The organism is Tepidimonas sediminis (assembly GCF_007556605.1).
In the GTDB taxonomy this organism is placed as follows: Bacteria; Pseudomonadota; Gammaproteobacteria; order Burkholderiales; family Burkholderiaceae_C; genus Tepidimonas; species Tepidimonas sediminis.
The window spans coordinates 1-19207 of sequence record NZ_VJND01000003.1 but is presented as its reverse complement, the minus strand read 5'-3'; the positions used below and the strand labels follow the sequence as shown (position 1 = coordinate 19207).

Below are 19207 nucleotides of genomic sequence, written 5' to 3'. Positions count from 1 at the left end.
ACGATGACCGACGAGGAGCTGCTGCGCTATTCGCGCCACATCCTGCTGGACGAGCTGGGCGTGGAGGGTCAGCAGCGGCTGCTGGCGGCGCACGCGGTGGTGGTCGGCGCAGGGGGGCTCGGCTCGCCGGTGGCGCTGTACCTGGCCAGCGCCGGGGTCGGCCGCATCACGCTGCTGGACGCCGACACGGTGGATCTGACCAACCTGCAGCGCCAGATCGCCCACACCACCGACCGCCTCGGCCAGCCCAAGGTCGAATCGGCCCGCGCGGCGATGCGGGCGCTCAACCCCCTGGTGCGGGTGGAGGCGCGCGCGCAGCGCGCCGACGAGGCGCTGCTGGACACCCTGCTGCCCGGCGCCAGCGTGCTGCTGGACTGCAGCGACAACTTCGCCACGCGCCACGCGCTCAACCGCGCCAGCCGCCGTCACCGCGTGCCGCTGGTGTCGGGCGCGGCGATCCGCTTCGACGGTCAGGTGGCGGTGTTCGACCCGCGCGCCGACGGCAGCGCCTGCTACGCCTGCCTCTTTCCGGAGGAGCAGCCACCGGAGGAAGTGCGCTGCGCGACGATGGGGGTGTTCGCGCCCTTGGTGGGGGTGATCGGCACGCTGCAGGCGGCCGAGGCGATCAAGCTGCTGGCCGGCATGCCGGCCGGGCTGGCCGGCAAGCTGCTGATGTTCGACGGCCGCGCCAGCCAGTTCACCGAGGTGCGGCTGGCGCGCCGGCCGGACTGCCCGGTCTGCGGCGCCGACGGCCTCACGCCCGGCCGATGATGCTGGCGGTGGCCATCAGCTCCTCCAGCAGCGCCAGCGACACCTTGCCCGAGACGCCGTAGGGATCGAACTCCGGCCGCTCGGAGTACTTCAGCACGATCGAGGTGTTGAGCTTGGACAGGTTGACCTGCCCCATCGTCCAGCCGCCGAAGCGCCGCTCGCTGATCTCCTCGTAGAGCAGCAGCTCGACGTCGTGGTGGCGCGGGTCCTCGATGATCTGCCGGTAGAGCCGGTTGACCGCGCTGCGGCCGCCCTCGATGGCCTGCAGGTAGATGCCGCCGCCGTAGCACAGGATGCCGGTGATGCCGTTGTGCAGGTTGTGGTGGCGCGCCGACTGCAGGATGTCCTCGATGTCCTGCGCGGTGTGGCCGGGACGCGCCCGGCTGACGTAGAGCAGTCGCACCAGCATCGCTCGCCCCCTCGCGCTCACTGCGGCGCCACGTGGCGCGGGATCAGCGACAGGAATTCGCGCCGCAGGTTGGCGTCCTTCAGGAACACGCCGCGCATCACCGAGTTGATCATGCGGCTGTCCATGTCCTTGACGCCGCGCCAGGCCATGCAGTAGTGCGTCGCTTCCATCACGATGGCCAGCCCGTCGGGCTGGGTCTTCTCCTGGATCAGGTCGGCCAGCTGCACCACCGCCTCCTCCTGGATCTGCGGCCGGCCCATGATCCACTCCGCCAGCCGGGCATACTTCGACAGCCCGATGACGTTGGTGTGCTCGTTGGGCATCACGCCGATCCAGAGCTTGCCGATCACCGGGCAGAAGTGGTGGCTGCAGGCGCTGCGCACCGTGATCGGCCCGACGATCATCAGCTCGTTGAGGTGTTCGGCGTTGGGGAACTCGGTGATCGCCGGCGCCTTGACGTAGCGCCCGGCGAACACCTCCTTGAGGTACATCTTCGCCACCCGCCGCGCCGTGTCCTCGGTGTTGTGGTCGCTCGTGGTGTCGATCACCAGACTGTCCAGCACCGCCTGCATCTTCTCGGTCACCTCGTCGAGCAGCTGCTCCAGCTCGCCGGGCCGGATGAACTCGGCGATGTTGTCGTTGGCGTGGAAGCGCTTGCGCGCAGCGCGGATGCGCTCGCGGATGCGCACCGAGACGGGCACACCGTCGTCGTCGGCTGCAGGGGCGGCGGTCATGGCGTCGGGGTTGGGCATGAGCATGGCAGGCATGCTAACACCGAAGCCGCGGCCCCACCAGCGCCGGGGGCGCGCGGCGCTCAGTAACGGTGGCCGGTGAGGAACAGCACCGTGCGCATCACCGCGAAGGCCAGCCAGTCGCGCGCCTTGTCGGCCCAGGACCGGCGCCGCAGCGCCGCCAGCTCCAGCGGCGCGCCCTGCTCCTGCATCAGCTGCTCCAGCCGCCGGCGCAGCGCCAGCGCGAAGCGCCGGTCGGTGGTCACGACGTTGGCCTCGCGCGCCAACAGCAGGCTGATCGGGTCGAGGTTGCTGGAGCCGACCGTGGCCCAGCGGTCGTCCACCACCGCCACCTTGGCGTGCAGGGCGCTGGGCGCATATTCATGGATCTCGACGCCGGCGGCCAGCAGCGCCTGGTGCACCGGCCGCGGCGCGTGGTACTGCAGGAAGCGCTCGTACTTGCCCTGGATCAGCAACCGCACGCGCACGCCGCGGCGCACCGCCTGCACCAGCGCGCGGCGCAGCCGCCGCCCGGGGATGAAATAAGCGTTGGCGATGACGATCTGCCCGCGCGCGCTGCCGATGGCCTTCAGGTAGGCGCGCTCGATGTCGTGGCGGTGGCGCAGGTTGTCGCGCCACAGCAGCGCCGCCGCCGCCCCGCGCGCCTCCGGCCGCCGCAGCGCCACGGGGGCGGCCGGCTCGGCGCGCAGCAGCTCGTCCAGCCACGTCACCCCCTCGCGCAGCGCGCTCCAGGCCTGGCGCAGGTCGCGCTGCGCGGCGGCCTGCACCGCCTGCATGCGCCACCACAGCTGCTCCATCTGCTCCAGCATCTCGGCCACCAGCGGGCCGCTGACCTGCAGCGCGAAATCGAGCCGTGGCCGCGCCAGCCGCCCCAGCACCACGTCGTCCTGGTCGTCGATCAGGTTGATGCCGCCGCAGAACCCCACCACCCCGTCGACCACGCACAGCTTGCGGTGCAGCCGGCGCCAGCGGCTCGGAATCAGCAACCCCAGCCGCCCCAGCGGCCGGAACGCGCGCCATTGCACCCCTGCGTCGGCGAAACGCCGCACCCACTCCGCCGGCACGCGCGGCGTGCCGACGGCATCCACCACCAGCCGCACCTCGACGCCGCGCCGCGCCGCCCGCTCCAGCGCCTCGGCCACGCCCAGCGCCGCATGCGCGAAGTGGAAGATGTAGGTCTCCACGTGCACCAGCCGCCGGGCGCGGTCGATCGCCTGCACCATCGCCGGGATCAGCTCGGCCGCCCCCTCCAGCAGGCGCAGGTGATGGCCGGGCTGCAGCCGCAGCGTCAGGCCCACGCCACCTCCCCCACCAGCGGCAGGTGATCCGACAGCCGCGCCCACGGGCCGCCGTGCGGCGCGTGCAGCGCCAGCAGCCGCAGCCCGCGCACGTAGATGCGGTCCAGCGCCAGCAACGGCAGCCGCGCCGGAAAGGTCGGCACGCGCGCCTCTGTCAGCGTGTGCAGGCCCAGCGGCGCCAGCTCGGCGTGCAGCCGCTCGCTCCAGTCGTTGAAGTCGCCGGCCACCACCAGCGGCGCCTGCGGCGGCACCGCCTCGGCCAGGTAGCGCCCCAGCGCCGCCACCTGGCGCCGGCGGCTGGCGTGGATCAGACCCAGGTGCACCACGATCACGTGCAGCGGCCGCCACGGCCCCGCCACGGCCAGCGTCACGTGCAGCAGGCCGCGCTGCTCCAGCCGGTGGTCCGAGACGTCGCGGTGCGCCACCGCCAGCACCGCAAAGCGGCTCAGCAGCGCATTGCCGTGCTCGCCGTGGCGCGTCAGCGCGTTGGTGCGGTACACCGCCGCCCAGTCCGGCGGTGCCAGCACCTGCGCCTGCGGCTCGTGCGGCCAGTGCACGCCGAAGCGCCGCGCCAGCCGGTGATGGAAGGCGCGCACCTCCTGCAGGCAGACGATGTCCGCGCCCAGCTGCGCGATGGCATGGCGCAGGTTGTGGATCTCCAGCCGCTGCAGCGGCCCCAGACCCTGCACCCCTTTGTGGATGTTGTACGTGGCGATGCGCAGGGTGGCCATGACCGCCGGAGACCTTCGGCGCTCACCCCAGCCCCGCAGCCGGCGTGCGGGAGTAGGCCAGCAGGCGCACCATCTCGTCGAGGTTGACGCGCGCGCGCACCGCCGAGCCGGGTACGGCGTCGGCCACCTCCTGACCGGCACGGGCGGTGCTGACGAGCTTGGGCGTGCCCAGCGGCTCGCCGGCGCGGTTGACCACCACCGCCACCACCGGCGTGCCCGCACGCGCGCCGCGGCGCAGCACCAGCGCCGTCTCGCCCCCCTTCAGCCGCACGAACGTGCCCGGCGGGTACATCCCGAGCAGCCGCACCAGCGCCAGCCCCACCTCGTCCTGCTCGCCGCCGGTGCGAAACAGGATCGCCGTGCGCGCCGCGTCCTTGGCGGTGCGGCCCGGGCGGCTGGCGCGCGGGCTCATCGAGGCGGTGTAGCGGTCCAGCACCTGGATCACGTGCGCCAGCCGCTGCGCCGGCGGCCGCTGCGCCAGCCGCACCCCGGGCGCCAGGGGCGTGTGGTGCAGCCGCACCGCCTCCAGCCACAGCGGGTCGGCCACGCCGGCGGCACGCAGCAGCCGCTCGCCCTCGGCGGCGTGGGCGTCGATCTGCGCGCGCTGCACCGGCGAGGGCGCCCCATGCTGCTGCGCCAGCGCATCCTGCAGCCGCAGCATCGCCACGTTCATGCTGGCCGTGGCCAGCACCAGCGTGCGCGCCTCCTGCCCTTGCAGCCCCAGCAGCGGCGCCACCTGCCGCGCCAGCACCGCGCACTGCAGCGCGTGCAGCACGCTGTACTCCGCCGGGCTGGTGCAGGCGCGGTAGGTCAGCACCAGCGTGCCGGCCTCCGCCTGCGCCGCGCTGGCGGTCAGCTGCCCGATGTCGCGCCACAGCCGCTCGAAGCGCGCCGGCCCCTCGGCGGGCGCCACCGCCCCCATCTCGATGCCGGCCAGCAGCCGGCGCAGCCGCGCCGACACCTCGGCGCACTGCTCCGGCAGCGTACCGCGCAGCGGCTCGGCGCCCTGCCCGTCGGCCTCACCCTCGTCCAGCCGCACGTAGCGGTCCAGATCCTTGATCGCCCCGCCGCGGCGGTCCAGCTCCAGCAGCCCGGTCATCAGCACCTTGACCGCCAGCTCCGACTCCTCGAACGGCACGAACACCTGGCGCCGCTCGCGCAGCAGCCGCAGCTGCTGCTCATCCTCGATGGCGTGCCCCTTGGCCAGCAGCACGCGCCCGGCCGCATCCAGCAGCGTGAACGGCAGCGTCATGCCCACGCGCAGCTGCTCGGTGGGCAGGGGAACGGGAGGATGGGCCGGGCCGCTCATCGGAGCCGGCATTGTAGGCGCCCCGCCTGCCGCCGTGGCAGCGAGGACGGCCCCTCAAACGGTATAAAAACCCTCAAGTCCGCCGCAGACCGCCCGATATAGCAGGCAACCGGACGTCAAACGGCTGACCAGCGCAAGGCACGGGGCCCGAGCGGCCAGCCAACCGGCAACCATCCCAAGGAGTGACCGCCATGGCCTTGACCATCAACACCAATGTCATCTCGCTGAACGCCCAGCGCAACACCGTCAACAACATGCAGTCGCTGCAGACCACGATGGCGCGCCTGTCGTCGGGCCTGCGCGTCAACACCGCCCGGGATGACGCCGCTGGTCTTGGCATCGCCGAGCGCATGAACAGCCAGGCGCGCGGCATGACCGTGGCACTGCAGAACACCGCCGATGCGCTGTCGATGGTGGAGGTCGCCGACGGTGCCCTGTCCACCGTGACCGACGTGCTGCAGCGCATGCGCGATCTGGCGCTGCGGGCCGCCAACGGCACCAACGGGGCGCAAGAGCGCGCCAACATCAACGAAGAGTTTACCCAGTTGGCTGCCGAAATTGGCCGCATTGGCACGCAAACCGAATTCAACCGCCTGCGCATCTTGGGATCCGACGCAAATACCTTCGTGTTTCAAATTGGCGCCAACGGGGGACAGGTTTTGAGCATCCAATTTCAAGCCCTAACTTCCACCGCCGGCCTTTCCGGCTTGGGCTCGCTTACGATCGGATCGCTGTCGGGCGCCTCTGCCTTCGAATCTGTCATCACCCAACTGGATACCGCAATTCAAGGCATCGTTCAGCGTCGTGCACAGCTCGGCGCTTACATGAGCCGTTTCGAAAACATCATGACCAACCTGCGCGTCGGCATCGAGAAGCAGACCGCCGCCCGCGGCCGCATCATGGACGCCGACTTCGCCGCCGAGACCGCCAACCTCAGCCGCACGCAGATCCTGCAGCAGGCCGGCACCGCCATGATCGCCCAAGCCAACCAGCTGCCGCAGAACGTGCTGGCGCTGCTGCGATAAGCCCCTCGTGGCGCCAGGGCCGCCTGTGATCGGGCGGCCTTTGGTCGTCGGAAGTGCCCCGCTGATCGGGCCATGATGCGGGGCTTGCGCAGCCTGCGGCGGAGGTATAAAAAGCGGCCTGGAAAGTAAGTCCACATCGAGGAGCGGGCCATGGCCATCTCATCACCCGGGGTCGGCAGCGGCCTCGACGTCAACGGCATCGTCTCGCAACTGGTGGCGCTGGAACGCAAGCCGATCGCCAACATCCAGTCGCAGATCGGCTCGCTGCAGTCCAGCATCTCGGCCTGGGCCCAGATCAAGGCTGGCCTGGCCAAGCTGCAGGACGCCGCCGGCAAGCTGGCTGCCACCTCCACGTGGGAGGCCCTGCGCGCCGAGGCCAGCCAGCCGGATGCCGTGGCGGTCTCCGCCCAGGCAGGGGCCGTTACCGGTCAGTTCGCCGTGCAGGTCCAGGCGCTGGCGCAGGCGCAGAGCACGCGCACCTCGGCGTTCGGGGTGGGCGAAGCCGTCGGCGAGACCGGAAGGCTCGAGATCCAGCTCGGGCAGTGGAACGGCGGACTCTTCACCCCCGGCAGCGGCAGTTCCGTCAGCATCTCGATCGCCGCGACGGACACCTTGACGACGATCGCCGGCAAGATCAACGCGGCCGATGCCGGTGTGCGGGCCGTGGTGGTGCGCAGCGGCGGCGAGGAGCGGTTGGTGCTGCGCGGTACGGACACCGGGCAGGTGAATGGCTTCTCTGTCGTCGCCTTCGACGGCGCGGATAATCTCGTCTACAACACCACCACCGGAATCGGCCGTTTGGCTTTCTTCGAGGATGGTGGCGTGGCGGTCGGTCAGACGCTGGTGCAGTCGGCCGCGGATGCCCAGGTGACGGTGGAAGGGATCACCGTGACGTCGCCCACCAACACGTTCGAGAACGTGCTGTCCGGCATCACCTTCACGGCCAAGGCCGTCACCAGCCAGCCGGTCACGCTGACGGTGGCGTCCGACGCCGAGGGCATGCGCAAGGCGGTCGAGGATTTCCGCAGTGCCTTCAACGAGCTGAGCAAGACGATCCGGGACTTGACACGCAGCGACCCCACCGGCTTGGGCAACGGTCCCTTGCGCGGCGATTCCGCCGCGATCGGCATCCTGACGATGCTGCGCCGCTATGCGACGGATGCGGTCAGCGGCAACACGCCCTCGACCCTGAACGAAGCCGGGCTGATGTTTGACCGCAACGGGCAGCTGGCGATCGACGGTACCCGGCTGGAGGCCGCGCTGGCCAGCCCGCAGGGCTTGGCCGGCCTGTTCGGCAACGGCGGCATCGGTGAACGCATCCGCAACTTCGCGCGCGACGCGCTGGCGGCCAGCGGCGCGGCCGCCTCGCGCGAGCGCAGCCTGCAGGACACGATCAAGCGCAAGAACCAGGAGATCGAGCGCATCGAGCAGCGTGTCCAGCGCACCGAGGCGGCACTGCGGGCGCAGTACACGATGCTCGACACCAAGATGGCGGGCTACAGTGGGCTGAGCAACTTCATCAACCAGCAGCTGGCCGGCTGGAACGCGCCCAAGCGCTGAGCCAATCGTCTCAATTGACCCGACAAAGCCCCGTTCATCGGGGCTTTGTCGTTTGCTGGATTGCCGATCATTTCGGCCATGGAGGCGCTGGACGGGCCCCGACCGCACGCCAGGCCGCCGTTCCCTGGACTCACTTGCTAGGAGCGCACCATGGCCTTGACCATCAACACCAACGTGATGTCGCTGAATGCCCAGCGCAACACCATCAACAACATGCAGTCGCTGCAGACGACGATGGCGCGCCTGTCGTCGGGCCTGCGTGTGAACACCGCCAAGGACGATGCCGCGGGCTTGGGCATCGCCGAGCGCATGAACAGCCAGGCACGCGGGATGACCGTGGCGCTGCAGAACACCGCCGATGCGCTGTCGATGGTCGAGGTCATCGATGGTGCCCTGTCCACCGTGACCGACGTGCTGCAGCGCATGCGCGATCTGGCTCTGCGCGCCGCCAATGGGACGAACGGGACCGCCGAGCGGGCCAACATCAATCAAGAATTCGTCCAACTTCGAAACGAGCTCGACCGTATCGCGCGCCACACCAGCTTCAACGGCCGTGCAGTCCTGTATGACGACACTTCGACTTTCAGCTCGAACTACGTCTTTCAGGTCGGTGCGCGCGGAGGGCAAACTGTCTCCATCACGGGTCTGACCGCGCTTTCGCAAACCTCTTTCCTGCAGTCCGTCATGAGCGCGGGCTTCTCGATCGCCTCCACCGCCGATGCAACGAGTGCCTCGCTGCTCCTTGTCGCGCTGGACGGCGCAATCCAAAAGATTGTCGCCCGCCGCGCCGAGCTCGGCGCCTACATGAGCCGCTTCGAGAACATCATGACCAACCTGCGCGTCGGCATCGAGAAGCAGCAGGCCGCCCGCGGCCGCATCATGGATGCCGACTTCGCCGCCGAGACCGCCAACCTCAGCCGCACGCAGATCCTGCAGCAGGCCGGCACCGCCATGATCGCCCAGGCCAATCAGCTGCCGCAGAACGTGCTGCGGCTGCTGCAGGGTTGACGACGCGCATCGCCGGCGGCGCGTTCATGCGCCGCCGTGCGGCAACCGCTCGCGCAACAGGCACGCCGCGGTCGTCAGATCCAGCGGCGTGTCGATGTCAATGGAACGCTCGGCCGGCATCACGTAGGCCAGCGTTTCATCCGTCAGAAAAGACCGCGTGCGCCGCAGCCAGTCGGCGCGGGCAACATAAACTGCCCCATTGAGCGCGTAAAGTGGCGGAGCCTCCTGCCGCCGCTGTGGACGCTCGCTCTCGGGGAGAAACGAGCGCAGCCGTCCTTCGTCGGAAAGGCGGAACATCCACCACGGAGGCGTCGCGACCTCGGTCACGCTGACGCAGGCCGGTGCGTCCTTCTCTTGGCAGAGGGCATAGGCCGCATCGATGTCCTGCGCCGTGCGCAGCGGGGACGTCGGCTGCAGCAGCACCACCCAAGCCACGCCGGGCAACTGCTGCAGCGCGTGCAGCACCACGTCGGTGCCTGGCGTCTCGTCGCGCGCGAGTTCCGCCGGCCGCACGAACGGCGTCTCGGCCCCCCAGGCGCGCGCGACATCAAGGATCACCGCATCGTCCGATGACACGACGATGCGGTCAATGCAGGTCGCTTGACGGGCCGCCTCGATGGTCCAGGCGATCAGCGGCTTCCCGGCCACCTCCCGGACGTTCTTGCCCGGCACGCCCTTGCTGCCCCCGCGCGCGGGGATCAGGGCCAGCACCGTTCCTTCAGCCTCGTCAGCCATGGTCGATCACCCGCGGCGCGTCGCGCTGCGCCAGCTCGAAGTCGCCCACGCGGCCGATGTCCAGCCAGTATTCGTGCACCGGAAACATGCGCACCTCGCGGCCAGACTTGATCTGGCGCTTCAGCAGATCGGGCATGTCCAGACGGACGTTCGGCTCCACCGCGTGCACCACCTGCGGCGCCAGCACGTAGATGCCAGCGCTGACGAAAAAATGATGGACCGGCTTTTCGATGATGTCGGTGATCCGTTGCTCGTCGTGCTCGATCACGCCGTACGGCACCTGAAAGTCGTACTGACGCGTACACACGGTGGCCGCAGGGGTGTGGCGGTCGTGGTCCTGCAGCAGAGCCTCGTAGTTGACGCGCGTCATGATGTCGCCGTTGACGACGATCAGCGGTCGCTGCACCGCCTCCTTGGGCAGCAGGCCCAGCGCCCCCGCCGTGCCGAGCGGCGTATCCTCGTGCACGTACTGAATCGTCACGCCCCAGCGGCTGCCGTCCTGGAAGTGCTGGATGACCTTCTCGCGCAGGTAATGAACGGAAATGTAGAAGCGGTAGAAGCCGTAGTCGACCAGATCCTGCAGGATGTGCTCCAGCATCGGCCGCCCGCCCACAGGCAGCATCGGCTTGGGACAGTCGTCGGTCAGCGGCCGCAGGCGCGTCCCGAACCCTCCGGCCATCAGGAACACCGGGTTTTCCAGCCGCGGGCGCTTGAGCAGGTCGGTCAGGGTTTCCAGGCCGACCAACACGCCGCCCTCGCCCACGATCGGCACCTGCAGCACCTGCGCGCTGCCCAGCAGTCGCAAAGCCTCCTCGCGGCCATAGCCAGGCCGCAGCACACGCGGCTGCGGGTTCATCACTTCCGCCACAGGCGCATCCAGGCCCAGGTGGCGCAGGATGCCGCGGCGCACGTCGCCGTCGGTGACGGTACCGAGCAGCCGCCCGGCCTCGTCCACCACCAGCGCGATGCGCTTGGCGCCACGGTCGATCACCTCGATGGCGCGCCGGATGGTGTCGTCGCGTCGCAACAGCAGGTCTTGCCAGTCGCTGATCATGCCTCGTCCTCCACCGCCTTGAGCGGCTGCCCCGGAATGTAGCGACATCGCGGCGGCACGTCCCGCCGCACGACGGCCCCCGCAGCCACCTCGGCGCCTTCGCCAACGGTCACGCCGGGCAGCACCACCGCCCCGGCGCCGACGAAGGCCCGTGGGCCGACGCGCACATCCCCGCAAAGGATCGCGCCAGGAGCGATGTGCGCGCCCTCGCCGATCGCGCAATCATGATCCACCCGCGCGCCGGTGTTGAGCAGCACCCCGGCGCCCAGCCGCACCCCCGGCTGCACGATCGCGCCCGCCATGACCTGCACCGCCCCGGCCATCCCGGCGGCCTGGGACACCACCGCCGCCGGATGCACCAGCGCCGGCACCCGCAACCCCAGCGCCCTGAGCCGCTCGAGAACCGCCTGCCGGCGCAACCGGCGACCGGGGACCATGCCCACGCCGATCGCAAACAGGCACGCGTGCGCCTGCGGCTGCTCCAGCCAGGCATCATCGCCGAGCACCGGCAGGCCGTACCAGTCGGCGCCGGCGGGCCGTTCGGGCATCAACACCCCGAGAACGGGTCGACCGAGGCTGCGCAACACGTCCAACACGACCCGCGCGTGGCCACCTCCACCGAGGATGACGAACGGGTCACTCATCCAGCAGATCTCCGGCGGCGTAGTCACGCGAGGCCGCCCGCCCAATCACGTCCCAGTACGCCATTGGCGACATGCCGGTGCCGGGCCGCATCACCGCGACGTCCTCCGCACCGAGCACCTGCCCGGCGCGGATCGCCCGCCGGGCCACGAGACTCTTGCGCGCCACCGCCGCGGTGGCCGGCTCGGCGGGCTGCGGCCGCTTGATGCCATCCCCCAGCGCTGCCGAGACCGTGCGCACGCCGGCCACCAGACGCGCCAGTTCCGGCGGCTCCAGAGACGCCGCATGGTCCGGCCCCGGCAGCGTGCGATCCAGCGTGAAATGCTTCTCGAGCACACGGGCGCCACGGGCGACGGCGGCCAGCGCCACCTCGATGCCGAGCGTATGGTCCGAGTATCCAACCGGCAGACCGAACGCGGCCGCCATGGCGTCCATCGCGCGCAGGTTCACAGCCTCGGCCACGGCCGGGTAATCGCTGGTGCAATGCAGCAGGGTTACCCCGTGGCGCAGCGCCGCCTGCCCTTCGGGCGACGCGTAGGCGGCCCGGAATGCGGCCGGCCCCGGCCGTTCCTGCGCCCCGGCGATGCGCCCGAAGGCGATCACCCCCAGCGCCTGCTCGACATCCGCCAGCGTCGCCATACCGGTGGAAACGATCAGCTCGGCACCGCTGCGCGCATGTTGCAGCAGAAACGGCGCGTTGGTCAATTCGCCGGACGGGATCTTGAGCAGCGTGAGGCCAAGCTCGTCGACCAGCAGGCGCAGGCTCGGCTCGTCGAAGGCGGTGGACAAAAACCGCAGCCCGCGCTGCTCGGCATGCTTCTTCAGCTCCCGGTGCAGCGCCGCCGGCAGCTCCAGTCGGCGCAGCATGGCCAGCTGGGACTCCCCTGCCCCGGTGGCGCGCTGCTGATAGGCGGCCTTCGGCGCATCGGCGGTCACCAGGCAGTCGGCCCGGAAGGTCTGGAACTTGACCACGTCTGCCCCGGCCTGCGCGGCCACCTCGATGAGCTGAAACGCCCAGTCGGGACGACCGTTGTGATTGACGCCGGCCTCGGCGATCACCAACACCGGCTCTGGGGTAATCGCTTCACCCATCGGCCACTCCCGGCAGGTCATGAAAGGGCTTGCGCAGCAGGGCTCGCGGATCGACCTCGCGCAAGACCCGCAGGATGCGCGCCGCGACGCACCCGTCGCCATAGGGGTTGCGCACCTCGCGCAGCGTCGCGCGGAAGACCGGATCGAGAGCCCGCCGGATCGCCGCCTCGATGTCGGCGCGGCGGGGGGCACAGTCGATCACGCTGGCCGCACGCAGCCGGCCGCGCTGGCGGTCGCCGATGTTCACGGTCGCACAACCGGCGCTGGGTGCCTCGATGATGCCGCTGGAGGAGTTGCCAACCACGGCCTGCACATGCTGCAGCAGCGACAGGTAGCGCTGCTGGCCGAGCGAGGCGAACAGACGAGTACGCTGCGGATGACGAGCCACATAGTCCTCCAGCAGCGGGATGATGGCCGCCCCGCCCGGATCGACATTCGGCAGCGTGAAGACGACGCGCGCCTGACCGAACGCATCCAGCGCGGCCAGCAGCTCGCGGCACTGGTCAGCGGGACTGCCCTCGTCCAGCGTCGCCGGGTGGAAGGTCACGAGCAACGTCGGCTCACCGAGTTCGAAATCGAGCACGCGCTCCAGTTCGCTGCGCGACAGCAACGGGGTTCGTACCCAATGCTCCAGCCCGGGCGCGCCGACAGTGTGGACGCGCTCCGGCGGTTCACCCATCTGGATGACCCTGCGGCGATACGGCTCCGCGGCGGTGAAGTGCAGCGCTGCCAGCTTGGTGATGGCATGCCGGTAGCCGTCATCCAGTGCGCCCTCGGTGACCTCTCCTCCATGAATGTGCGCAATCGGCATGCGCAGGGTAAACGCGGCGCAGGCCGCCGCCAAAGCCTCGAAGCGATCGCCAAGGATGACGACCAGCTCCGGGTGCAAGCGGGCCAACGCATCGGCGAAGCCCGCCGTCCCGGTCCCGATCGCGCGCGCCACCGCAAGTGCCGTGTCGTCCTCCAGCCCCAGATCGACCGAAGCCGCGATGGGAAAGCCGTCGCGCTCGATCATCTCCACCGTGCGTCCAAAGCGCGGCATGAGGTGCATGCCGGTGACCAGCAGTTGGAGATCGAAGTCCGGCGCCTCGTGCAGTTCCCGGATGAGCCAATAGAGCAGACCGTAGTCCGCCCGCGTGCCGGTGACGACGGCGATACGGCGCACCACGGGTTCATCCCCCTCGCCCAGGCAGGGGCGAGCTCGGCACGTTGACCACGGTACCGGCCAGCCGCTCGGTCACCTCCAGGGCGTCGCGGCGGCAATCAGCGTACATCGGCAGGCGGTGCATCGGCGTCCACAGCGGACGCGTCATCACGCCGGCCGCGTTGGTGGCTCGCAGGAAGACATCCCGCGCGGCCACGTCGGGCAGCCGCAGCGCATTGAGCCAGTAATTGCTGCGCGCACCCGCCGGTTCGTGCACGAAGTGCCAACCGTCACGCTGCGCCGCCCGTGCGTAGGCGCCGGCCACCTCCCGCTTGCTGGCCAGCAACGCCGTCAGGCGCTCCATCTGCGCCACGCCGAAGGCGGCGTTCAGGTTCGGCAGGCGGTAGTTGTAACCCACCTCGTCATGCTCGAAGGCCCAGGCATGCGGCCGCTTGGCGGTGGTGGTCAGGTGCCGGGCCCGCCGCGCCAAGGCCTCGTCGTCGGTGACGATCACGCCTCCGCCGCCGGTCGTGATGACCTTGTTGCCGTTGAAGCTGAACACCCCCAGCCGGCCGAAGGTCCCGGCATGGCGGCCTTGGCGCAGGCTTCCTATCGCCTCGGCCGCGTCTTCCACCAGCACCAGCCCCCATTCAGCGCAGACCTCGGCAATGGCCTCGATGCGCGCGGGGTGGCCGAGCGTGTGCATCGGCACGCAGGCGCGCACGGGCCGGCCGCTGCCGCGCTCCACGCACACGCCCTGCCGGACGGTGGCGTGCTGTCGCAGCCACGCCTCCAACGCCCGCGGATCCATGCCGAGGGTCTCTTCCTCCACGTCAACGAACACCGGCGCGGCCCCGCAGTAGGTGATGGCGTTGGCGGTGGCGACGAACGTGAGCGCCTGGGTCACCACCAAGTCGCCGGGCTGGACGCCCGCGACCCGGAGCGCCACGTGCAGCGCGGCAGTGCCGTTGACGGTGGCCACGGCATGACGCACCCCGACGAAGGCGGCCACCGCCTCCTCGAACCGGTTCACGAAGGCGCCGACGCTGGACACGTACGTCGAGTCAATGGCCTCGGCCACCCGGGCCTTCTCGAGAGCCCCCATGACCGGGGCGTGCAGGGGGATGACACCCTCAGGCTGGCCGTACAGCCCGCGCACAAAGCGGATGAAGCCCTCGACGTCAAACATTGTATTGGTGGGGCTTGTAACGCTGCAGGTTGACCGGATCGGTGAACCATGCGATCGTGCGTTGCAACCCCTCGCGCAGATCGACACGTGGACGGAACCCGGTCAACCGCTCGATCTTGCGGTTGTCGCACCACAGGCGAAACACTTCCGACTGCGGCGGGCGCAGGCGTTCATCTTCCTGCTGCACCTCGACCTCAGCGCCCATCAGCTCCAGGATGAGCCTGACCGTATCGCCAATGGAAATCTCGTAGTTGGAACCGATGTTGACCACTTCACCAACCGCCGCATCGCACTGGGCCAACGCCAGCAGCCCGCGGCAGGTGTCCTCCACGTAGTTGAAATCGCGCGTCGGGCGCAGGTCGCCGAGCTTGAGGACACGGCAGCCGGCGGCCACCTGGCTGATGACGGTCGGAATGACCGCACGCGCGGACTGCCGTGGCCCATAGGTGTTGAACGGCCGTGCGACCGTCACCGGCAGGCCGAAGCTGCTGTGGAAGCTCAGCGCGATCGCATCCGCACCGACCTTGGAGGCGCTGTACGGCGACTGCGGCTGCAGCGGGTGCGCCTCGTCGATCGGCACGTAGCGCGCAGTACCGTACACCTCGCTGGTGGAAGTGTGGACGAGGCGGCGCACGCCGACGGCCCGCGCCGCTTGGCAGACGTTGAGCGTGCCGCGCACGTTGGTCTCGACGTAGCTGTCGGGAGCCACGTACGAGTAAGGGATGGCAATCAACGCGGCGAGGTGGAACACCACGTCCACCCCTTCCATCATCCGGTGACAGAAATGGGGGTCACGGATGTCTCCACTCACCACTTCCACCTGCGGCAGGCACGTCAGGCTCTCCAGCCACCCCCAGTGGTTGAAGCTGTTGTACTGGGCCAGCGCCCGTACCCGACAGCCCCGTGCCACCAGCAGCTCCACGAGGTGCGAGCCAATGAAGCCATCGGCTCCGGTCACCAGGCACATCCCCAACAGAGACGGCTCATCGTTCGGTCGTGGGTTCATCGGGCTGTTGCGCGCATCGCCGTGTGTTGGTTTGACACTATGATCCTATCGCAATCCAACTGCAGAAAGACCCCGGAAATGATCCCATCCCCCCAGCCAGATGACCCCATCGCGGACACCGGTCTCGAGAAGCAACCCAGGCTGCAGTGGCGGGTCAACGCTCTCGGGGAGCGCACGCTGGAGGCGGTCAACCCCACGACCTTCGACAGACTGGGGGTCACGCTGACGCTGGAGCAGGCCTTCCGCGGCCAGCTGCGCGCCCAGGACACGCTTTACGTCTTCGCGGGCAGCGACTCCGGCCATCTGATTCGTCACGTGCTGCGCGAGCCGCCTCCGGCCGGCACCCGCTACCTGTTCGTGGAGCCGACTGCGGTGCATGCCGCCCTGAAGGAGGCCGGCCTGCTGGAGGACTTGCCGGCCCATGTCCGCTGCGCCACGCCGGATGATTGGCTGGAAGTGGCCGGCGATCTGCGTCTGGCGGATTATCTGTTCATCGACCGGGTCGAAGTGGTCTTTTCGCTGGCCGCTCAGTCCACTGAGGCCCCGGACTACACCCAGCTCGGCTGGACGTTGCGCGAGGCGGTGGCTTCCCTGCATTGGCGCACGGTGGCCCAGCACGGGGTCGGCGCCTTCATCGCCTGCCAGCTCACCAACGCACCGGACAACGTGGAACCGGCCGGCTTCTGGCGTGGCAGGATGCCGGGACGCACAGGGGTGCTGCTGGCCGGCGGGCCGTCATTGGATGCAGCCCTGGAGTGGGTGCGGCAGCACCGCGACCGGCTGGTCGTGCTGGCCGTCTCGCGCATCAGCCGTCGGTTGCTGCAGGTGGGGTTGGAGCCGGATTTCGTGTTCTCGGTCGATCCCACCGAGATGAGCTACGAGATCAGTCGCGACATGCTGCGTTTCAGTGACCGGGTGATCTTCATCCACCAGTACCATGTCAACCCGCGCCTGCTGAGCCAGTGGCCGCATCGCAGCTACTACCTTGGACCGCTGCTGCCTTGGCCGTCGACGCTGAACCCAACTGATCCCCTGCACGGCGTGGGACCGACCGTTACCAACACGGCCTTGCAGTTCGCCGGCGAGCTGGGCCTGCAGCGACTGATTCTGGCCGGGGTCGACCTGTGTTTCACCCCGGAGGGCTACACCCATGCGCAAGGCAGCAACGAACGGCTGGCCGGACCGCGCTTCGATCTGACCAACCTGGAGGTGGAGACGAACGACGGCCGCCGCGCCAGTACGACGGCTGACTTCGCGGCTGCCATCGACACGCTGGCGCAACAGGCACAACACTTGCGTCAGCGTGGCCTGCGTCTCATCAACCCGGCACCGGGCGCGGCACGGGTCGAATCGGTCGAGCACCTGCCTCTCGAGAACATCGAATGGGATGAAGACCCTCATACCGCCCGCCCTCCGGTCGTGGCACTGGAGCCTCTTCCCGATGACCGGCGCGTGCGCCATGCGGAGCGCCTCGCGCGCGAATTCGAACGCCGGCTCGCCGAACTCACGCAGTTCGAGCAGCAGCTTCGCCAAGCGCGCAAGGTCACTGACAAGCTTTTCACTGACGACGGCACGATCCGCAACCGCAACCTTCGCCTGCGGCTGGAAAGCTTGGAGGCGGAAATCAGCCGCCAACACCCCGATTTGTCGAAGCTGATCAGTCAGCTGGGACGCGCCGGCATGCTGCGCAGCATGAAACCGGTGCGCGAACTCGAATCGCTCGACGCAAAGGATGTACAGGAGGCACTGCAGGGCTATTACGACGCCTACCTGAACGGGGCGCGTCAGCTGCGCACTTGGATCGAGCAAGGATTGGCCAAGGCACGGCGGCGCCGGCGGGAGTACGGCGGCCATCTGTCGCTACCCGAGCTGGCGAAGACCTGGATGCAGCACGGCGAACCCGGCCGGGTACTCGGCTGGCTGCGCCGTCACGGTGCCCTGCCTTCGGACGCGCCAGCCCAGGCCCACGAGGCATTCGATGAACTTCAGCGCGCGCTGCAGAAGGATCTGCAAGCCACCGATGGTGTCCACTTGCGCCGCGCCCGATCGCATGGCGACCTGCGTGCGGCACTCGTCCGGATGGAGCAGCTGTTCGCGCAGCGCAATGCCGAGGGCCTGCGCAACACCCTGGCCGGACTGGAACGGGTTCACGACACGCAAACGGCAACGCCCTATATCGCCTTGGCGCGCGGGCTGCTTGCGGAGCTCGAGGATCGTCCAGACGAGGCGCTGGCTTACTACGACCAGGTTCTGCAGACCGCGGAGCGCAGTCTATGGAAAATGGCTTTGGTGCGCGTGGCCAGTTGGGCGCTGCAACGCGGTGAGACGGAGATGGCGGGTCAAGCCCTGCAGTGCTTGGCTGACCTGCTTCCGGGCTATCGCACCCAGTATGGTGATTTTCTCGCCGCCACGGGTCGGCTCCCACAAGCCATTGACGTTTATGAGCGCCATCTGACCGAGCACCCGCAGGATATCGACGCCATGGCGCGCTTGGGCCGCCTCATGGTCAACGCCGGGTCTGATGAAGCTGCCTCCCTGATGGCTGCCCATCTGGAGCGTCTCCCAGGCGGAGCGCCACTGGCTGGTTCCATCCGCGACATGCTGCGATCCACTCCGGATCGTCCCGGTTCCTGAAAGGAAAGGAACGGCTCACATCCCCCACACGCCAATCGTACGGCCGCCGAAGGTCTCGCGGCGGTGGAAGATCTTCTCCTCCCAGCTGCGTCCGGGCCGGCGGTCGAAGACGATCAGGTGCGCTTCCTGCGCGCCGCACTGGTCGGCATACGCCGCCGTCTGGGTGAGCCCTTCCTCGATCGTCGCTTCCAGGCTCTTGTGCAGGATCTTGAGTTCGAGGACGACCCGCTGCACCGGCCCGAGAAAGCCTTGCGCTTCATCCAGCGGCCACTCGAGAAAGAGGTCGGTTCGGCGACGGCCGAGGCCGTACTCGCGGCTGATGCGGCCTCCTCCGTTGACGATCCTCTGCAGGAAGGCCTGCAGCAGCAGCTGCGGGCCGGCTTCCCGGTACTGGAAGCGCTCGATCCAGGCCTCGGCGTTCTCACGGAAGAACTGCTGGAAGGCAGCAAGGAGCTTGTCCATGTCCAGCCGCCGGTCGCTCGGGCGGACGTACCAGGCCTGCTCGTGGGTGATGCGGGTCTGCGTGGTGTAGGTGAGCTCGCGCGGGATGACTTCGCGGTAGATGCGGTTGGCAATGCGCCACTGGGGGCGCGACTCGATCAGGCCCAGGTCTTCGACGTATTGCAGGTCATCGAGCGGCACTTGCTCGTGCAGGGCGTCGGCCTCGCGGTCGTCGGCGGCCAGGATCCGGCTGATGACGGCGTGCACGCGCGGCTCCCGCAGCTTGTCGGTGAGCTGATCGAGGTGCGTGGCGCGGCTCTGGATCAGGCGCTCGCGCGCGGCCTTGTAGCGCTCCAGCGTCACCGGCAGCGCGCGGTTCTTGCGTAGTTCTCTATCCTGCCAGGTGC

18 protein-coding genes are annotated in these 19207 nt (G+C 69.1%); 5 read left to right on the top strand and 13 right to left on the bottom strand.

Annotation, left to right across the window (positions count from 1 at the left end; translation table 11 throughout):
• The first annotated feature begins 3 nt into the window (after window positions 1–3).
• The gene (locus tag Tsedi_RS03305) at window positions 4–771 is read left to right on the top strand and encodes a HesA/MoeB/ThiF family protein (protein ID WP_143893586.1); all 768 of its coding nucleotides are present in this window, start codon (window positions 4–6) and stop codon (window positions 769–771) included.
• Here Tsedi_RS03305 and Tsedi_RS03300 read toward each other — a convergent pair.
• From Tsedi_RS03300 to Tsedi_RS03280, 5 genes are all read right to left on the bottom strand, one after another.
• Window positions 755–1180: a BLUF domain-containing protein gene (locus Tsedi_RS03300; RefSeq protein ID WP_143893584.1), complete on the bottom strand. Its 426-nt coding sequence runs from the start codon at window positions 1178–1180 to the stop codon at window positions 755–757. The genes Tsedi_RS03305 and Tsedi_RS03300 overlap by 17 nt on opposite strands.
• Before the next feature lie 17 nt (window positions 1181–1197).
• Window positions 1198–1932 carry a GTP cyclohydrolase I gene (gene folE / locus Tsedi_RS03295; RefSeq protein ID WP_143893968.1) on the bottom strand — a complete coding sequence of 245 codons (735 nt, stop codon included), beginning with the start codon at window positions 1930–1932 and terminating at the stop codon, window positions 1198–1200.
• 62 nt (window positions 1933–1994) lie between these two features.
• Window positions 1995–3230, bottom strand: a complete 1236-nt coding sequence (gene clsB / locus Tsedi_RS03290) for a cardiolipin synthase ClsB (RefSeq protein WP_246099161.1) — start codon at window positions 3228–3230, stop codon at window positions 1995–1997.
• On the bottom strand, window positions 3221–3961 hold the full coding sequence (locus tag Tsedi_RS03285) for an endonuclease/exonuclease/phosphatase family protein (protein WP_143893582.1): 741 nt from the start codon (window positions 3959–3961) through the stop codon (window positions 3221–3223). Before Tsedi_RS03285 ends, clsB begins: the two co-directional genes overlap by 10 nt.
• 22 nt (window positions 3962–3983) lie before the next feature.
• Window positions 3984–5270 (bottom strand): HD-GYP domain-containing protein, encoded by a 1287-nt coding sequence (locus Tsedi_RS03280; RefSeq protein WP_143893580.1) that lies wholly within the window; start codon window positions 5268–5270, stop codon window positions 3984–3986.
• A gap of 191 nt (window positions 5271–5461) precedes the next feature.
• Here Tsedi_RS03280 and Tsedi_RS03275 point away from each other — a divergent pair, with 191 nt between their 5' ends.
• The 3 genes from Tsedi_RS03275 to Tsedi_RS03265 all read left to right on the top strand — a co-directional run bounded on the left by Tsedi_RS03275 (window position 5462) and on the right by Tsedi_RS03265 (window position 8863).
• Complete coding sequence (locus Tsedi_RS03275; protein WP_143893579.1) at window positions 5462–6295, top strand: flagellin N-terminal helical domain-containing protein; 834 nt, start codon at window positions 5462–5464, stop codon at window positions 6293–6295.
• Between the two features lie 150 nt (window positions 6296–6445).
• Window positions 6446–7855: a flagellar filament capping protein FliD gene (fliD, locus tag Tsedi_RS03270; RefSeq protein WP_143893577.1), complete on the top strand. Its 1410-nt coding sequence runs from the start codon at window positions 6446–6448 to the stop codon at window positions 7853–7855.
• 150 nt (window positions 7856–8005) lie between these two features.
• Complete coding sequence (locus tag Tsedi_RS03265; RefSeq protein ID WP_143893575.1) at window positions 8006–8863, top strand: flagellin N-terminal helical domain-containing protein; 858 nt, start codon at window positions 8006–8008, stop codon at window positions 8861–8863.
• A gap of 24 nt (window positions 8864–8887) precedes the next feature.
• Here Tsedi_RS03265 and Tsedi_RS03260 read toward each other — a convergent pair whose 3' ends face one another.
• Genes Tsedi_RS03260 through Tsedi_RS03230 form a run of 7 tightly spaced genes read right to left on the bottom strand, consistent with a single transcriptional unit; the run spans window position 8888 to window position 15686 of the window.
• Window positions 8888–9598 (bottom strand): acylneuraminate cytidylyltransferase family protein, encoded by a 711-nt coding sequence (locus tag Tsedi_RS03260; RefSeq protein ID WP_143893574.1) that lies wholly within the window; start codon window positions 9596–9598, stop codon window positions 8888–8890.
• Complete coding sequence (locus Tsedi_RS03255; protein WP_143893572.1) at window positions 9591–10652, bottom strand: nucleotidyltransferase family protein; 1062 nt, start codon at window positions 10650–10652, stop codon at window positions 9591–9593. The genes Tsedi_RS03260 and Tsedi_RS03255 overlap by 8 nt, the downstream gene beginning before the upstream one ends.
• Window positions 10649–11296, bottom strand: coding sequence for an acetyltransferase (locus Tsedi_RS03250; RefSeq protein WP_143893570.1), 648 nt, complete (start codon window positions 11294–11296; stop codon window positions 10649–10651). Before Tsedi_RS03250 ends, Tsedi_RS03255 begins: the two co-directional genes overlap by 4 nt.
• Window positions 11289–12407, bottom strand: coding sequence for an N-acetylneuraminate synthase (neuB, locus tag Tsedi_RS03245; protein ID WP_246099160.1), 1119 nt, complete (start codon window positions 12405–12407; stop codon window positions 11289–11291). The genes Tsedi_RS03250 and neuB overlap by 8 nt, the downstream gene beginning before the upstream one ends.
• A complete protein-coding gene (gene neuC / locus Tsedi_RS03240; protein ID WP_221934195.1) occupies window positions 12379–13554 on the bottom strand; it encodes a UDP-N-acetylglucosamine 2-epimerase in 1176 nt (391 codons plus the stop codon). The genes neuB and neuC overlap by 29 nt, the downstream gene beginning before the upstream one ends.
• A gap of 4 nt (window positions 13555–13558) precedes the next feature.
• Window positions 13559–14719 (bottom strand): LegC family aminotransferase, encoded by a 1161-nt coding sequence (locus tag Tsedi_RS03235; RefSeq protein ID WP_143893568.1) that lies wholly within the window; start codon window positions 14717–14719, stop codon window positions 13559–13561.
• On the bottom strand, window positions 14712–15686 hold the full coding sequence (locus Tsedi_RS03230; RefSeq protein ID WP_246099178.1) for an NAD-dependent 4,6-dehydratase LegB: 975 nt from the start codon (window positions 15684–15686) through the stop codon (window positions 14712–14714). The genes Tsedi_RS03235 and Tsedi_RS03230 overlap by 8 nt, the downstream gene beginning before the upstream one ends.
• A gap of 117 nt (window positions 15687–15803) precedes the next feature.
• Here Tsedi_RS03230 and Tsedi_RS03225 point away from each other — a divergent pair, with 117 nt between their 5' ends.
• Complete coding sequence (locus Tsedi_RS03225; protein WP_185970568.1) at window positions 15804–18359, top strand: motility associated factor glycosyltransferase family protein; 2556 nt, start codon at window positions 15804–15806, stop codon at window positions 18357–18359.
• Between the two features lie 15 nt (window positions 18360–18374).
• Here Tsedi_RS03225 and Tsedi_RS03220 read toward each other — a convergent pair.
• On the bottom strand, window positions 18375–19207 hold an 833-nt coding region (locus tag Tsedi_RS03220; RefSeq protein WP_221934193.1), incomplete at its 5' end, for a hypothetical protein.

Excerpts from the sequence above, each read along its gene's own strand:
- Tsedi_RS03305 (WP_143893586.1), top strand. The coding sequence starts at position 4 with ATGACCGACGAGGAGCTGCTGCGCTATTCGCGCCACATCCTGCTGGAC.
- Tsedi_RS03300 (WP_143893584.1), bottom strand. The coding sequence starts at position 1,180 with ATGCTGGTGCGACTGCTCTACGTCAGCCGGGCGCGTCCCGGCCACACC.
- folE (WP_143893968.1), bottom strand. The coding sequence starts at position 1,932 with ATGCCCAACCCCGACGCCATGACCGCCGCCCCTGCAGCCGACGACGAC.
- Tsedi_RS03285 (WP_143893582.1), bottom strand. The coding sequence starts at position 3,961 with ATGGCCACCCTGCGCATCGCCACGTACAACATCCACAAAGGGGTGCAG.
- Tsedi_RS03280 (WP_143893580.1), bottom strand. The coding sequence starts at position 5,270 with ATGAGCGGCCCGGCCCATCCTCCCGTTCCCCTGCCCACCGAGCAGCTG.
- Tsedi_RS03275 (WP_143893579.1), top strand. The coding sequence starts at position 5,462 with ATGGCCTTGACCATCAACACCAATGTCATCTCGCTGAACGCCCAGCGC.
- fliD (WP_143893577.1), top strand. The coding sequence starts at position 6,446 with ATGGCCATCTCATCACCCGGGGTCGGCAGCGGCCTCGACGTCAACGGC.
- Tsedi_RS03265 (WP_143893575.1), top strand. The coding sequence starts at position 8,006 with ATGGCCTTGACCATCAACACCAACGTGATGTCGCTGAATGCCCAGCGC.
- Tsedi_RS03260 (WP_143893574.1), bottom strand. The coding sequence starts at position 9,598 with ATGGCTGACGAGGCTGAAGGAACGGTGCTGGCCCTGATCCCCGCGCGC.
- Tsedi_RS03255 (WP_143893572.1), bottom strand. The coding sequence starts at position 10,652 with ATGATCAGCGACTGGCAAGACCTGCTGTTGCGACGCGACGACACCATC.
- Tsedi_RS03250 (WP_143893570.1), bottom strand. The coding sequence starts at position 11,296 with ATGAGTGACCCGTTCGTCATCCTCGGTGGAGGTGGCCACGCGCGGGTC.
- neuB (WP_246099160.1), bottom strand. The coding sequence starts at position 12,407 with ATGACCTGCCGGGAGTGGCCGATGGGTGAAGCGATTACCCCAGAGCCG.
- Tsedi_RS03235 (WP_143893568.1), bottom strand. The coding sequence starts at position 14,719 with ATGTTTGACGTCGAGGGCTTCATCCGCTTTGTGCGCGGGCTGTACGGC.
- Tsedi_RS03230 (WP_246099178.1), bottom strand. The coding sequence starts at position 15,686 with ATGTGCCTGGTGACCGGAGCCGATGGCTTCATTGGCTCGCACCTCGTG.
- Tsedi_RS03225 (WP_185970568.1), top strand. The coding sequence starts at position 15,804 with ATGATCCCATCCCCCCAGCCAGATGACCCCATCGCGGACACCGGTCTC.